Origin of the sequence: uncultured Roseibium sp. (genome assembly GCF_947494555.1) — a bacterium.
GTDB lineage: Bacteria > Pseudomonadota > Alphaproteobacteria > Rhizobiales > Stappiaceae > Roseibium.
The window spans coordinates 669049-683584 of sequence record NZ_CANLVF010000002.1; the positions used below are offsets into that span (position 1 = coordinate 669049).

14 protein-coding genes are annotated in these 14536 nt (G+C 56.5%); 6 read left to right on the top strand and 8 right to left on the bottom strand.

All coding sequences use genetic code 11. The features are described from left to right. Nucleotides 1–2 precede the first annotated feature (2 nt). The 3 genes from Q0915_RS11565 to puuE all read right to left on the bottom strand — a co-directional run bounded on the left by Q0915_RS11565 (nucleotide 3) and on the right by puuE (nucleotide 2401). Nucleotides 3–386 (bottom strand): helix-turn-helix domain-containing protein, encoded by a 384-nt coding sequence (locus Q0915_RS11565; RefSeq protein ID WP_299471533.1) that lies wholly within the window; start codon nucleotides 384–386, stop codon nucleotides 3–5. Further along, the gene (locus Q0915_RS11570; RefSeq protein WP_299471535.1) at nucleotides 383–826 is read right to left on the bottom strand and encodes a hypothetical protein; all 444 of its coding nucleotides are present in this window, start codon (nucleotides 824–826) and stop codon (nucleotides 383–385) included. Before Q0915_RS11570 ends, Q0915_RS11565 begins: the two co-directional genes overlap by 4 nt. A gap of 663 nt (nucleotides 827–1489) precedes the next feature. After that, nucleotides 1490–2401 carry an allantoinase PuuE gene (puuE, locus tag Q0915_RS11575; RefSeq protein WP_299471536.1) on the bottom strand — a complete coding sequence of 304 codons (912 nt, stop codon included), beginning with the start codon at nucleotides 2399–2401 and terminating at the stop codon, nucleotides 1490–1492. A 232-nt stretch (nucleotides 2402–2633) separates the two neighbouring features. Here puuE and Q0915_RS11580 point away from each other — a divergent pair, with 232 nt between their 5' ends. Then, nucleotides 2634–2783: a hypothetical protein gene (locus Q0915_RS11580; RefSeq protein ID WP_299471538.1), complete on the top strand. Its 150-nt coding sequence runs from the start codon at nucleotides 2634–2636 to the stop codon at nucleotides 2781–2783. A 28-nt stretch (nucleotides 2784–2811) separates the two neighbouring features. Here the strand turns inward: Q0915_RS11580 and Q0915_RS11585 are convergent, their stop codons facing one another. Then, a complete protein-coding gene (locus Q0915_RS11585; protein ID WP_299471540.1) occupies nucleotides 2812–3192 on the bottom strand; it encodes a hypothetical protein in 381 nt (126 codons plus the stop codon). 316 nt (nucleotides 3193–3508) lie between these two features. Between Q0915_RS11585 and Q0915_RS11590 the strand changes: the two genes are divergently transcribed. The 5 genes from Q0915_RS11590 to Q0915_RS11610 all read left to right on the top strand — a co-directional run bounded on the left by Q0915_RS11590 (nucleotide 3509) and on the right by Q0915_RS11610 (nucleotide 11334). Further along, complete coding sequence (locus Q0915_RS11590) at nucleotides 3509–4060, top strand: PadR family transcriptional regulator (RefSeq protein ID WP_299471542.1); 552 nt, start codon at nucleotides 3509–3511, stop codon at nucleotides 4058–4060. Between the two features lie 24 nt (nucleotides 4061–4084). Continuing rightward, nucleotides 4085–5188 (top strand): efflux RND transporter periplasmic adaptor subunit, encoded by a 1104-nt coding sequence (locus Q0915_RS11595; protein WP_299471544.1) that lies wholly within the window; start codon nucleotides 4085–4087, stop codon nucleotides 5186–5188. Further along, entirely contained in the window at nucleotides 5185–9165 is a 3981-nt protein-coding gene (locus Q0915_RS11600) for an efflux RND transporter permease subunit (RefSeq protein ID WP_299471546.1), read from the top strand. Before Q0915_RS11595 ends, Q0915_RS11600 begins: the two co-directional genes overlap by 4 nt. A gap of 143 nt (nucleotides 9166–9308) precedes the next feature. Beyond that, nucleotides 9309–10217, top strand: a complete 909-nt coding sequence (locus Q0915_RS11605) for a fatty acid desaturase family protein (RefSeq protein WP_299471548.1) — start codon at nucleotides 9309–9311, stop codon at nucleotides 10215–10217. 166 nt (nucleotides 10218–10383) lie between these two features. Continuing rightward, nucleotides 10384–11334 (top strand): bifunctional helix-turn-helix transcriptional regulator/GNAT family N-acetyltransferase, encoded by a 951-nt coding sequence (locus tag Q0915_RS11610; RefSeq protein WP_299471550.1) that lies wholly within the window; start codon nucleotides 10384–10386, stop codon nucleotides 11332–11334. A 10-nt stretch (nucleotides 11335–11344) separates the two neighbouring features. Here Q0915_RS11610 and Q0915_RS11615 read toward each other — a convergent pair whose 3' ends face one another. The 4 genes from Q0915_RS11615 to Q0915_RS11630 all read right to left on the bottom strand — a co-directional run bounded on the left by Q0915_RS11615 (nucleotide 11345) and on the right by Q0915_RS11630 (nucleotide 14379). Continuing rightward, the gene (locus Q0915_RS11615) at nucleotides 11345–11878 is read right to left on the bottom strand and encodes an N-acetyltransferase (protein WP_299471552.1); all 534 of its coding nucleotides are present in this window, start codon (nucleotides 11876–11878) and stop codon (nucleotides 11345–11347) included. An 81-nt stretch (nucleotides 11879–11959) separates the two neighbouring features. Continuing rightward, a complete protein-coding gene (locus tag Q0915_RS11620) occupies nucleotides 11960–12712 on the bottom strand; it encodes an SDR family oxidoreductase (protein WP_299472317.1) in 753 nt (250 codons plus the stop codon). Nucleotides 12713–12793: 81 nt separating this feature from the next. Then, nucleotides 12794–13600 carry a phosphatidylcholine/phosphatidylserine synthase gene (locus tag Q0915_RS11625; protein ID WP_366525287.1) on the bottom strand — a complete coding sequence of 269 codons (807 nt, stop codon included), beginning with the start codon at nucleotides 13598–13600 and terminating at the stop codon, nucleotides 12794–12796. A gap of 74 nt (nucleotides 13601–13674) precedes the next feature. Then, nucleotides 13675–14379 carry a phosphatidylserine decarboxylase gene (locus tag Q0915_RS11630; protein ID WP_299471556.1) on the bottom strand — a complete coding sequence of 235 codons (705 nt, stop codon included), beginning with the start codon at nucleotides 14377–14379 and terminating at the stop codon, nucleotides 13675–13677. Between the last annotated feature and the right edge of the window lie 157 nt (nucleotides 14380–14536).

Consider the following 14536-nt stretch of genomic DNA (forward strand, 5'->3'; position numbering starts at 1 on the left):
ATTTAGGACGGACGCACCGCGGAAGAACGGATCTGCTCCTTGATGTCGTCATCGAGACTGTAACCCATGCCGACAAGCCAGCTGATGTTTACGCCATGGGGCTTGAGTTTCTTCCGCAGGAGGCAGATGTGAACGCGCACATTCTCAAGCTCAGGGCCGCCGTCGTCCCGATCCGCATACAGGAATGCATGAATCTGTTCCCTGTTTGCGAAATTCCGTTTCAGCAAGAACCGCAAGATTCGGGTCTGGATCCGGGTCAGGTCCCATTGCGGTGGAAAGACGATCTGCTGGTCAGCGATCAAACGCTCCAGTTCCGCAATCCGCGCTTCCTTTTGCTCCAGTTGTTCACGCAAGTGAACGATTTCATAGTCAAGCGCAAGGCTCATAGGCTGACCCTCCCGCCGATTTCATTGTGTTTCGGTTTAGACTGCGATGCCGATTGTTTTTCAAAAGCATGAGCAGTTGCCACCGGATTTGGATTCGTTGCCCCGACGTCTTTAGATGTCTGCCGCAAATTTGGTTTCATGGAGTTTCGTTCTCTTTTGGCCGTGACAATGCGCAACCCAACCGAAGCAGAGTTGCCGGCACAGATGTCACAGGTATCGGTGTTGTTTTCTTCGAGAAACGCTGTTTCATCCATTCTGGAGTGTTGTTGACCGGGCGTGTCCAACAGCAACGACACGCTCGCACTACTCCGCGCAAGGTAAATTTCACCAATGCGCGCTACCGCACCGGCGGTCGGGGAAACGACTTTATGTCCATTGAATTTGCATGATTTGACGCGGCGAGACTTGCTGCGCTGAGCCGCCAGCACAGACGTCGGCAATGCAGTTACCCACCCTTCATCGACGTGCAGGGGCGTGTATAGCCCTGCCCGCCCTCCGAAGTGAGGTCTATGAATAACTACGCTGCCCGCCGCATTCCATACAGTTGATAGATCCACAGTCTATTTGCCCGACATCCACCTGGTTTCACACAAGCCGGCCTCCGGCTGTGCAATTGAGTGAGCCTTGTCCCTTTCAGGATTTCCAGCTCAACACCCCCACCAACTTCAAAACCCGTGGGACGCGGACGCCTTCCAAAAAAAACTACAAAAACCGTGCAAATTCGTTCTTCTTCCGAAGTTGAATTTCGTACGTCAAAATATTCATGGTCAAAAATAACAGTATGTATAAAGACTTGGCGATTGGGGAAAGGCCACGGTCTTCTGCGTGCGAAGCCGGAAGCGTTTTGTCCAAGCACTTGCGAGCACCGCGTTTACCGCGCGTCTTGAGCGTCCGCTCGAAATTGGCTTCAGCTGCTTGATCACGCCGACCTAAATTCTACGTGTTTCAATCTTAACGTTAAAATTAACGAACGGTTTACTTACGCTGCGTGATGTTGTTTCTAGACCTCGTTGCGAGCAGTTATTTTCATTGCCCCGCGAGCCGCCCGGGAAACGGCTCGCGGGGTTAATTTCGTTTGGGATGAAGTTTAACCGAAGCCGCGCTCACCTGCGCCCATGATGGGCGTGCCAGTGCCAGGCGATGTCGATGCGACGTGTAATCCAGACGTCCGCGTGACTGGCAATATAGTCCAAAAAGCCGGCCAGAGATGCGGTGCGGCCCGGCCGTCCGGCCAGGCGGCAGTGTAGGCCGACACTGAGCATTTTTGGCGAACCTCGGCGGCCCTCATCGTACAACGTGTCGAAGGCATCCTTCAGGTATGCGAAGAACTGATCGCCCGAGTTGAACCCCTGAAGCGATGCAAAACGCATGTCGTTGGTGTCGAGGGCATATGGAATGACGAGATGATCTCCGTCAGGACCGTCGACCCAATAGGGCAAATCGTCCGCGTAGCTGTCGGAGTCATAGAGAAATCCGCCTTCTTCCTGCACCAGCTTCTGTGTTTGCATGGAACAGCGGCCCGTGTACCAGCCAAGCGGGCGCGCACCGGTCACCTCTTCGTGGATCTGGATCGCCTCAAGGATCTGGCGGCGTTCCTCGTCTTCTTCCATGTCCGCATGATCGATCCACTTCAAGCCGTGGGATGCGATCTCCCAGTCTGCCTCTTTCATCGCAGCCACGGCTTCACGGTTACGCTCAAGCGCAGAGGCAACGCCAAACACTGTTACCGGGAGCGTTCGTTCGGTGAACAATCGCCACAAGCGCCAAAACCCGGCGCGCGAGCCGTATTCATAGAGCGATTCCATGTTCCAGTGCCGCTTTCCGGGCCACGGCGCAGCACCTATGATTTCGGACAGAAACGCTTCGGATGCGGGATCGCCGTGAAGAATGTTGTTTTCGCCGCCTTCCTCGTAATTCAGGACAAATTGAACGGCCAGTTTTGCCTTGCTTGGCCACCTTGGGTCCGGTGGATTGCGGCCATATCCGATCATGTCGCGCGGATAATTCTCGCTCATTCATCTCTCCAGCTTTGCCGGTTTTGGTGCTTTGCCGACGCGCACCGAATCGCACAAATCAAGGGTCGTTGTCTGGCTGCACAAGAGAACGTAACACGGCTCACCACGCAAGCATCGCGGGTTGAGCGGATATGAAATTCGACAATATCTAAAATTTTATATGTCTCGTTATTCGCACTTTAGATCCTGCTGGCTTATCCCTGCTTTTGCGGAACAAATCTGGGAGGCGACCATGATCGCTAGGACTGACGAGATGAAGTTATCATCCGCAGGTTTGCTGCTCCTGTTGGCCGCCGCCGCCATGACCCTTTTTTCCGGCAATGGTTCGGGAACATCAAGCAAGGCCCAGGCAAACGCCATACACCACGGGTTTGTGGACTAATCGACTTTTCCATCGCGGCGAGCCCTGTTCAGGGCGTTCCCTGGCCTGAGTCCAACGTTCTGCGTCGCGCTTCAGCGCGGACAGGCAAAGGACTGCCGGTCGGAAAAAACGGAAACAGTTTCCGAGGCGTGCCGCCGCTGCTGTTCCGTTCCCCAAGGAGCATTATCGCGGAGCCGATCACGACGGATCCAAGCGTAATCACAAGACCGAACGCCAGCATGAGCACGGGAAGGAAAGGATCTTCAGCCGTCGATACAAGAACCCTGAGATTACCGATATTCGCCCAGAAAATTCCGGCCAGGACAAGCATCGCGATGCAAAACCCGGCGACGGCATTGATCGCCAGCAGACGGAAGAAGGGATCTTTTAGCAATTTCACAGGACCAAGGTTCACAATCGTATCTTTCATGAGCATTTTCCCGCTTGCTGCATGTGCGAACTATTCAACAAGGGTAGCGCGTCTTCAAGAAACAGCAAGGTTTCATTCGGACCGTAAAAAAGACTCCCTTAACCTTCCAAGGAGGCAGGTCGTCAATCGGGATGAGAGCCACCGAATTTTTGTGCGGCGCACCCTTGATTTGTTCCGGAATGATATATATTAGGTCGATATATCGATCCAGCATATACCCCTTTCTGCGCCACAGCCTGTGATGTCATCCAGCATTGCGATTATAGCGTAGGAAGGCCGTCAATCCGGAAGGACGCTTCCGGGAACGGAGAGATCCATGAGTGTAAGAAGTCTTTGCCTTGCCATTCTGTCCTTCGGGGATGCGACCGGATACGAGATCCGGAAAGAAAGCACCGATGGCCGGTTCAGCTATTTCGAGGACGCAAGCTTCGGATCGATCTACCCTGCCCTGGCACGACTTGAATCGGAAGGTCTCGTTACGGTTCGAGAAGAACCGCAAGCCGGAAAGCCAGCCCGGAAGGTGTATTCCATTACCGAGGCCGGGCGCGCGGAATTCATAAACTATCTCTGTGAGCCACAGGCTCCAGACACATTCAAATCTCCATTCCTCCTGATCGCGCTGAACGCCGCGCAGCTGCCGCCTGATGTGATCCGGCGTGCGCTGGAGCGCCGTAAGGCACAGGTTCTTGAAGAACTGCGGCTGCTGACGGATTCAGATGAAGAATGCAATCACCCTGGCTCCAACTGGACCAGAAGCTACGGCCTTGCATGCATGAATTGCACGTTGGCTTATCTGGAAGAACATGGCGATGCGCTTGTCAAGATCGCAGAAGATGCAGCAAAACCTGTGTCCGACGCCGCCGAGTAAGCCCGAGTTTCGGAGTACCGAGCAATGAAAGTTAAATTATCCTATATCATGGCGGTGGGTCTTGCCGCTGGCATCGGTTACTGGATGTCGAGCGGAACCGTGGTTATCGGCGGGGTCGGTGACGGTGACAACGCCGTGCCGCCACCCGCGGAGCGCGTGGCTGAGGGCGGAGACGCAACATTTCGCGTCCAGGTTCTGAACCTAACGGCACAGGACAGGCAGGCAATCCTGGAGGTCCGTGGGCGAACAGAAGCCGAAGCCAAGGTCGCTGTAAGGTCCGAAACCACGGATGACGTTGTGCGCCGCCCGGCACGGGAAGGCGCCTTTGTGTCAGCGGGCGATGTTTTGTGCGAGCTGGACGCCGGTACACGGGAAGCCAGGGTTCTGGAAGCCAAGGCCCTGTTCGCACAGGCTGAACTTGATCACACGGCGGCAACCAAGCTCGCCGACAAGGGCTTTACAGCTCAAACCCGCGCCGCTGCGACGCAGGCCGGGCTCGACGCGGCAAAAGCCCGCGTCCAGGAAGCCGAAATGGAGCTGGAACGCACGATTATTCGCTCCCCCATCGATGGCGTGATCGAGAGCCCGATGGCCGAGATCGGCGCACAGCTTGACAGTGGCGGTATTTGCGCGACGGTCGTCAATTCGGACCCAATGATCGCAATCGGTCAGGTCTCCGAGCTCAATGTCGGCCAGATTTCGCTCGGCATGCCGGCGGACGTGAAACTGGTCACCGGCGAAACGCTCAGCGGCAAGGTTCGCTATATCTCTCCGTCCGCAGAGCCGGACACACGTACGTTCCGCGTCGAAGTGGAGCTGCCAAACCCGGACGGCAAGGCACGAGACGGCATTACCGCCGTGACCCGGCTGCCCCTGCCCGTTGAAAAGGCGCACAAGATTTCACCTGCGATCCTGACACTCAGCGATGAAGGTGTTGTCGGCGTGCGCGCGGTCGATGATGACAACAAGACGGCATTTTATCCCGTCACCGTCCTCGGCGGTGAAAATGACGGTTTGTGGGTCGGTGGCCTGCCCGAAAAAGTGACTGTGATTGTTGTTGGCCAGGAATATGTCGGCGATGGCGAAGCCGTCGAACCGGTCTTTGAAACTGCGGAGCTCAGCGAATGATAAACATGCTTGAAGGCGTCCTCAGACGTCCCAAGACAGTCTTTGTGCTGATGATTGCTCTGCTGGTTGCAGGCGTGTTCAGCTATATCAGCATTCCAAAGGAAGACAGTCCCGACATTGACGTCCCGGTCTTCTATGTTTCCATCGTCCAGCAGGGTATTTCGCCCGAAGATGCCGAGCGGCTTCTGGTCCGCCCGATGGAGACGGAACTTCGCGGCCTCGACGGCTTGAAGGAAATCACGGCCATCGCGTCGGAAAGCCATGCCGGGATTGTTCTGGAATTCGACATCTCGTTCGACAAGGATGAGGCGCTCGCCGATGTCCGTGACAAGGTGGATGCGGCCAAGGGCGAACTGCCTGCGGATGCCGAAGAACCGACCATTTCGGAAACGAATTTCGCGCTTGTTCCGACAATCACGATCGCGCTTTCCGGCAGCGTGCCTGAACGCACACTTTACCAGCATGCGCGCCGCCTGAAGGACCAGGTCGAGGCGATCGACACCGTGCGTTCGGCTGATCTGACCGGTCACCGGGAAGAACAACTCGAAGTTCTGATCGATTCTGAGAAACTGGAATCCTACGCGATCACCCAGCAAGAACTTCTGACTTCGCTCTCGAACAACAACCAGCTTGTCCCTGCGGGTTTCATCGATGGCGGTCAGGGGCGTTTCAACGTCAAGGTTCCCGGCCTTGTCGAGACGGCCCTTGATGTTTACTCCCTGCCAATCAAGCAGGCTGGCGAGGGCGTTGTAACGCTTGCCGACGTGGCTGAAATCCGGCGCACGTTCAAGGACGCTGATTCCTATACACGCGTGAACGGCAGCCCTGCCATCGCGCTGAATGTCACCAAGCGGATCGGCACGAACATCATCGAGAACAACATTGCCATCCGCGCTGTTGTCGACGAAGCGACGAAAGACTGGCCCGAGACGATCCAGGTCGATTACATGATCGACATGTCGTCAAATATCTTCGAGGTGCTCGGCTCGCTGCAATCCTCGATCCTGACGGCAATCTTCCTCGTGATGATCCTGGTTCTGGCCGCCCTTGGACTGAGGTCTGCGCTGCTGGTCGGACTTGCGATCCCAACCTCCTTCATGGTCGGCTTCCTAATCCTGTCAGGCCTTGGCTATACCGTGAACATCATGGTCATGTTCGGTCTTGTGCTGACGGTGGGTATGCTCGTCGACGGCGCGATTGTCATGGTCGAGTATGCTGACCGTAAGGTAAGCGAAGGCATGGAAGACCGTGAAGCCTATATCCGGGCTGCGCGTCTCATGTTCTGGCCGATCGTTTCGTCAACCGCAACCACGCTCGTGGCATTCCTGCCCATGCTGCTGTGGCCGGGTGTTGCCGGCGAGTTCATGAGCTACCTGCCGATCATGGTGATCATCGTCCTGATGGCTGCGCTGCTGACGGCGATGGTGTTCCTGCCGGTCACCGGTGGCATCTTCGCGATGGTCACGCATTTCCTTGCGAGGAATGCGGCAGGTGTCCTGGCATTTTTGTTTGGCGTCATCGCCGCGGCAATGACACTTCTGTCCTTGCTCGTCGGCGTGGATCATTCTGCAGGACTGGGTGCAAACTTCGGAGCATATTTCTTTGCCGCGGTGACGTCGCTGTTCGTACTTCTTGTTGCGGCGGTAGCCACCTATTACGCAATTCGTCCGTTTGTCCGCTGGTACAGAAGGCGGATTACGGCAAGAACTGAAGTTGAGAAGCAAAAGCCGGTCAAGCAGTTCCGTTCGGTGACGTTTGTCTCGCTGGCCTTCGAGATGGTGGCCGTCGGCTTTGCTGCCTACTTCGCCTATTTCCTGGCAACCAGTCGTCCTGCGGAAGTAATCGACACGATCGGCTATGCGTTCGGCTCGCTTGCAAGCCTCGGACATCCGTTTACGGTTTTCACGCACCCGATTGCGCTCGAAACCGGGTTCTTCCTCGTCGTGTTCGCGCTCAGCCTGCTGGCGATCTGGGCCGCCTACAAAGCGATCTCACCGCTCGTTCATCTCACGGAATGGGTTTTTGACGGCGTCCGCAAGAATCTCGGCTTCGGGTCCCGCAACGGCGGCAGCCACAGCGACAAGCCTGAAGAACTGAGGTTCGATACTAGCACTGTCAAGGGCTTCACGGGTCTTTACGTGCGTCACCTGAAGCTTCTTGCGGGCAACCCTGTCGGCAACATCCTGACCCTTGTGGTTGTGTTGGGGACTTGTGCTCTGATATTCACATCCTTCGCCTCAAACCCAACCGGCGTTGAGTTCTTCGTCGACGAAGAACCGGACCAGGCTGTGGTGATGGTATCGGCCAGGGGCAATATGTCCGCGGCGGAGTCGCTTGAAATCGTCAAGCAAGTCGAGGCTGAGGTTCTTCAGACTGCGGGTATCCAGAATGTCATCACCTCCGCTTATCCTCCGGGCGGCGGAAGCGGGCCGGATTTCATCGGCGGCGTTCAGGACAAGCCGGGTGATCTCATTGGGGAGATGACGCTGGAACTGGCGAAATACTGCTGCCGCCGGAATGCCTCGGAGATCTTCGCCGAGATCCGGGACAGGTCCGCGGATATCCCCGGCATCAGGGTCGAGACGCGCAAGATCGAGGGCGGTCCTCCGACAGGCAAGGACATTCAGCTTGAGGTCACGTCCACCGACTATGACACCATGGTGGATCAGGTCGCCCGTATCCGGACACATCTGGACACGATGGAACACCTGATCGACCAGGAGGACGACCGGCCCCTGCCCGGCATTGAATGGCAGATCGACATCGACCGTGAACAGGCAGGCCGTTACCAGGCTGGTATCGGATCGGTCGGCAACATGGTCCAGCTGGTCACAAACGGTGTTCTGATCGGCAATTACCGTCCGACAGATTCCGAGGACGAGGTCGACATCCGGGTCCGGCTTCCAGCCGACGAGCGCACGCTCGACCGGTTCGACCAGCTACGCTTGCAGACACCGCTCGGTCTCGTCCCGATTGCCAACTTCATCGACCGTACTCCGGAGCCGAAAGTGTCTTCGATCACGCGGCGCGACGGCCTATATTCGATGATGCTGAAAGCGACAGTCGACAAGACGGCCGTCGATGCCGAAGGCAAGCCGTTGACGGTTGATGCCAAGGTACAGGAACTGAGTGATTGGCTCGACACCCAGACTTTCCCGGACAATGTCTATCTTCAGTTCCGCGGTGCGGATGAAGATCAGAAGGAATCCGGTGAGTTTCTGATGCGGGCGATGATGGCGTCCCTGTTCCTGATGTTCCTGATCCTGCTCACCCAGTTCAACTCGTTCTACCAGACCTTCCTGACGCTCTCGACAGTGGTCATGTCGGTCATGGGCGTGTTGCTCGGCATGATGCTGACGGGGCAGAAGTTCTCGATCATCATGACAGGAACCGGCGTGGTGGCGCTGGCGGGTATTGTCGTCAACAACGCGATTGTTCTGATCGATACCTATAACCGGTTCCGGCATGACGGGTTCGACCCGCTCGATGCGATCCTGAAGACGTCCGGCCAGCGTATCCGTCCGATCCTCTTGACGACGGTGACGACGATCGTCGGCCTGGTGCCGATGGCAACGGCCGTCAATCTGGACTTCTTCACCCAGACGATTGCGGTTGGCGGCATCACGGCGATCTGGTGGATCCAGCTGTCGACAGCGGTGATTTCCGGTCTCGCCTTCTCCACGATCCTGACACTCATCATGATCCCGGTGATGATTGCGGTCCCGAGTACCTGGGCACGGACATTCGGTGTGATCTGGAACATGATCACAAATGTCTGGGGCATGTTCCTTGCCCTCTTCGCAACGCGCCGCATTGCTGGCGTTGCCGAAGAGAACGAGGCAGACGCGGATCAGGACGTCGAGTGGACCGATCCAGAGCTCGAAAAAGAGCGTCCTGCAGCCAAAGTGGTGTCGATGCCGAAACCGGCACCGCCGAAGGTGCCACCGCAGGAACAGCCGCCGCTCGCGGCTGAGTAATCCCGCGAACAGGAAAATTTGCTGAAACCTCGAAAGGGCCATGCAACGCATGGCCCTTTTGCTTTCCACTCGCGTTGGAGGCGTTCAGGACTTGAAACTCCATTCAGGGAACGGCACGGTTAAACGCAATTCATGAGGGCCAGATGGATCACCGCACCTTCATTGCCGGACTGTCCGCATCTGAGCGCGCCAGGCTGACCGAAAAGTCGGACGCAAAAGGGCTCGTCATGCTCGTCCTGCATTTCGGATTGATCGCGTTGTTCGGTGCGCTGATCGCCCTTGGCGTCCCGGGTTGGCAGTTTTTGATGATGGCGCAGGGGATCCTGATCATCTTCCTGTTCACATTGCTCCACGAAACAGTTCACGGAACCGCGTTCCGGTCACCCTGGCTGAACGAGTGGGTTGCCAGGGTGTGCGGCTTCCTGATCGCCGTTCCCGCCGACTGGTTCCGGTACTTTCATTTTGCCCATCACCGGCATACACAGGACCCGGAAAAGGACCCCGAACTCGCGACCAGGAAACCGGAGACCGTCTGGCAATACATCGCGCATGTGAGCGGATTGCCGACGTGGAAAGGTGAATTCCAAACACTCTTCAATAACGCGATTGCAGACAACCGGGACGCTTTCGTACCCAAGAACGGGCGACGGAAAGTCCGTCGCGAAGCTATTGTCACGCTGGCGCTTTACGCGCTGCTGGCCGCTGTCTCTATCGCTTTCGGGTCGGGCGCGCTCCTCTATGTCTGGATCCTGCCCTGCCTTTTGGGTCAGCCGTTCCTGCGGCTATATCTCCTCGCCGAGCATGGCCGCTGCCCGTTTGTTGCAAATATGCTGGAAAACAGCCGGACGACCTACACAAATACCCTTGTTCGCAAGCTCGCCTGGAATATGCCCTACCACGCCGAACACCACAGTTATCCAACGGTGCCGTTCCACAAGCTGCCCGACTTGCATAGGCTGACGAAAGCGCATCTCGGTGCGACGTCGGACGGTTATTCCGAGTTTCATGCCGACTATCTGTCAGATCTGAAAGGTGCTCCAGGTTCGCATTGATCGTCTCTGTTCCAGTCAGTGGTTGTGCAGCAATCCTTCAACTCTGACACTCTGACACTCTGACACTCTGGCGAAAACATTGAACGCACTTCAATAAACAGGCTTGTCTGGCATCGGCCACACCGATATAGTTGCATCATACAACTAACTAATCGAGTGTCTCTTCATGACCGATGTTTCCCCTTCTCTCGTTCAGGATGTTCGCGCCGCGTCGCGCCAGCTTGTCCGCGAATTCGGCTTTCTCGACAAGACGATTGCCGGAACGGATCTCTCCGGGTCCGGTGTACACGCGATTCTGGAAATAGGCTTAAACCCTGGCGTGACGGCAAAAGAGCTTGCGGTCCGGCTGAAACTGGAAAAATCGACGATAAGCCGCCTGCTCAAATCGCTCGAAGTTCGGGGAGAAATCATTCAGACCAGATCGGAGCGCGACGGCAGGGTCTTCGGCCTTAGCCTGACGCACGCCGGTTGGAAAACCTACGGCAAGATCGATACCTACGGCGACGATCAGGCACGTGGGGCGCTTTCCAGAATACGGAACGGGTCCGCGCGTTCGGTTGCAGATGCTCTGACGACTTACGCCGATGCACTTTCGGACACATCGTCAGACGCGTCCGCAAATCATGATCGCCACGAGATCGTCGAAGGGTACCAGACGGGCATGATCGGCGACATTGCCGCGCTCCATGCCCGTACGCACGGTGCCATCATCGGCATGGGGCCGATTTTTGAAAGCGTTGTCTCCAAAGCGATGGCAGAGTTCATGCCCCGGATCGGTAACAGTACAAACAACAGTTGGAGCATTGTCGAGAAGGGTGAAGTCATCGGATCGATAACAATCGACGGCGAAGATCTGGACGGAAACGTCGCGCATCTTCGCTGGTTCATCCTGTCGGAAAAACTGCGCGGTCTCGGGCTCGGCAGGACGCTGCTTTCCAGGGCAATTACCCATTGCGACACCCAGGGCTTCGATGAAATCCACCTTTGGACACTGAAAGGGCTGGATGCGGCAAGGTCTCTTTATGAAAGCAGTGGATTTGAACTTGCAGACGAATATGTCGGCGATCAGTGGGGGAAGACTGTCACCGAGCAGATGTTCATACGCAAAAGGAGTTGATACAAGGCCGTCAGGACGACCACAGGGCGGGATCATTCCAGGCTTTTGGAACAACCAAAGTGCCTGCCAACTTTTCGTCCATGTCCCCACCCAGCCGCACAGACTGCCAAGCCTCTTTCCACTCAGACGGTATCGGGCACGGTGTTTCAACAAGGTCGTCCGCTTTGAAGCCGAAACGCCCGTAATAGGCCGGGTCGCCCAGAACCATCGCATGGATGGCATCGAGCTGCTCAAATCCTCTTCTCACCAGCTTGCTGCCGACACCCTGCTTCTGGTTTGCCGGAGCGGCGCACAACGGCCCAAGCAGGGCAACAACCCGTCCACATGGCTCAACTGAGCAATAAGTGAAAATGACATGCCCGACGAGACGCTTGTTCTGCACCGCCGCCAACGACAGCAATCGATCACTTCCTGCCAAGAGTTCGTTCACGAGGGGAAAGAGATCTTCATCCGGAAATGCCGCGCCATAGAGCGCTTCAATGTCGCCGAGATCCTCGGGTTTTGTCGGCCGGATTTCGATTTCGTCTTTCATCTGCCCTGCCATGAAGTAGCTTTCCAATACGGGAATGAAGTTAAACTTCCCAGCGTTGCGTCCAGTTTCACCGACGCAACGCTGGAGCCCATTTTAGGCCTTGGTGATGGAATTTCCACCGTCACAGAGCATCGCAGAACCAGTCACGAATGAACCTGCGTCAGACAACAGAAAGCGCGCGGCCTCTGCAATCTCCTCAGGCTCGGCCATCCGTTTCAACGCATGCAAATTAGCGACATGCTCATGAAAGGCGGGATCGTCCCCCGCCATCTCCGTTTTCGTGCCGCCCGGAAGCAAGGCATTGACCCGAATATTCTGCGGTCCGCATTCCACAGCAATGACTTGCGTCAATCCGATCAATCCGGCCTTGGAAGCCGCATAGGCCGCCATGCCCGGCAGGCCGATCGTGTGACCGACGAACGAGGATGTGAAGACAATCGATCCGCCGCCAGATTTCGCCATGGCCGGTATCTGATACCTTGCGGCCAGAAAGGCACTTGTCAGATTGGTTGAAATGACTTCGTTCCAACTCTGAAGGTCCATCTCGGCGAGCGGGCCCATTTCGCCGGGCATGCCGGCATTGTTGAACGCTCCGTCCAGTTGCCCGAAGGTTTCGAGCGCGACATTGACTGAAGCTTCGGAAAATCCGGGATCCGAAATATCACCGGAGAAAACCACGACACGTCCGGTCGCCTCATGAAGCGCATCCCTCACCGCTTCCAGGCGGTCCTTGCGCCGGGCTGCCAATACGAGATTGGCTCCTTCTTCGGCAAACATCCGCGCGGCGGCAGCGCCGATTCCACTGCTTGCGCCGGTAATCAAGATCGTTTTGTTCTGTAACACGATTGGCTCCTCATGGTTGTGAGGAGCTCTAATTGAACCAGATTCTTGTGCACCTAAACCCGATTTGCGAGACCGAATTGCAAGTCAGCCGCCATGGTCCTTGTCACGATCGGCAATGTTATCGAGATCCGTGTCACACTCATCGCCATCATCGTCCAGCGTCAGGTTTTCATCCGCCAAGACCAGTTTCCGATGCGCCCGCCAGGACACGGGAATAGCCAACAGATAAAGCACTGCAGCACCTGCCATCATGCGGAACGGATAGCTCACGGTCAGTGCAACGATCAGCACGGCGAGCACAATCAGCGGCAACACAAAATCCCGGCGTACTCGGGTACCAAGTGTTTTGCCGGAATAGGTCGGCAGGCGGCTGATCACCAGGAACGAGATCGCAATTGTATAGGCCGCAACGAATGCCGAGTCGGCAAACCAGTGCGGAAAAAGCCCAAGAAATTCAAGATAGAGCGGCAGCAGAACCGTCAATGCTCCTGCCGGCGCCGGCACGCCGGTGAAAAAGCGTGATGTCCAGGCCGGTTTATCGGGATCGTCAAGGGCAACGTTGAACCGTGCCAGACGCAGGGCCATGGAAATGGCGAAAATAAGCGCTGCGATCCAGCCCAGGTTCCCGGCGTCCTTGAGCAGCCAAAGATAGAGCATAAGAGCCGGAACAACACCGAAGTTGACGAAATCCGAGAGTGAATCCAGCTCCGCTCCGAAACGGGACGTCCCCTTCATCAGGCGTGCGACGCGACCGTCCAATCCATCGAGCACGGCGGCGAGCAGTACCGCGCCAACCGCAAATTCCCACCTGCCCTCGAATGCCATGCGCACAGCGGTCAGACCGGAGCACAGCGCAAGCAGCGTGACCAGGTTGGGCACGATAAGGCGCATCGGAACACGCCGGAACCTGGGTGCCGGCTTGCCTGTCTTTGTACCGCTTTGCTCAACTTTGGACACGTTCGACCTCAGCTCACACGCGTCAGGACTTGCGAGGCGCCTTCCGGCTGACCGAGATCCGCCAGAACCGTTTCACCCGCGATCATGGTCTGTCCAAGGGCCACCTTGGGCTGCGTGCCAACCGGGAAATAAACATCGAGACGGGACCCGAAACGGATCAGGCCGAAGCGGTCTCCGGCAAGGATCGTTTCGCCTTCACGGACAAAACAGACGATCCTGCGGGCGACCAAACCGGCAATCTGCACCACGCCGATGCGGTTTTCGCCCATTTCGATCACCAATCCATTGCGCTCGTTGTCATCGCTTGCCTTGTCGAGTTCGGCGTTCAGGAATTTACCGGCACGATAGGCCACACGCACAATGCGGCCGCCGACCGGGGCACGATTGACGTGGCAGTTGAACACATTCATGAAAATCGAAACCCGCATCAGCGGTTCATTGCCAAGTTCAAGCTCGGCAGGCGGGCGGGTAAGGCCAACCTGGCTCACAACCCCGTCCGCAGGAGAGATCACAAGTCCCTCGCCAACAGGTGTCACGCGTTTCGGGTCGCGGAAGAAGTAGCAAATCCACCCGGTGAAGAAGAGCCCTATCCAGAACAGCGGATCGACAAACCAGCCGACAACAAACGTTGCGACCAGCGAGATCGCAATAAATGGCCAACCCTCCCGATGGATCGGGACCATGGCTTTGGTGACGGAATCGACAATCGACATCAAGACTTTCCGGGTTCAGAACGGGGTGGAACCATCAACATCTCTACGTGCAAGAAACGCAAACCGTTCAAACACGCACCCGTTGCGCTTCATTGTTGTTCGCTTCTAGAGCTATTTTCACAATAAGAGAACAGTTTTTCAGGAAATCAGGCACAAT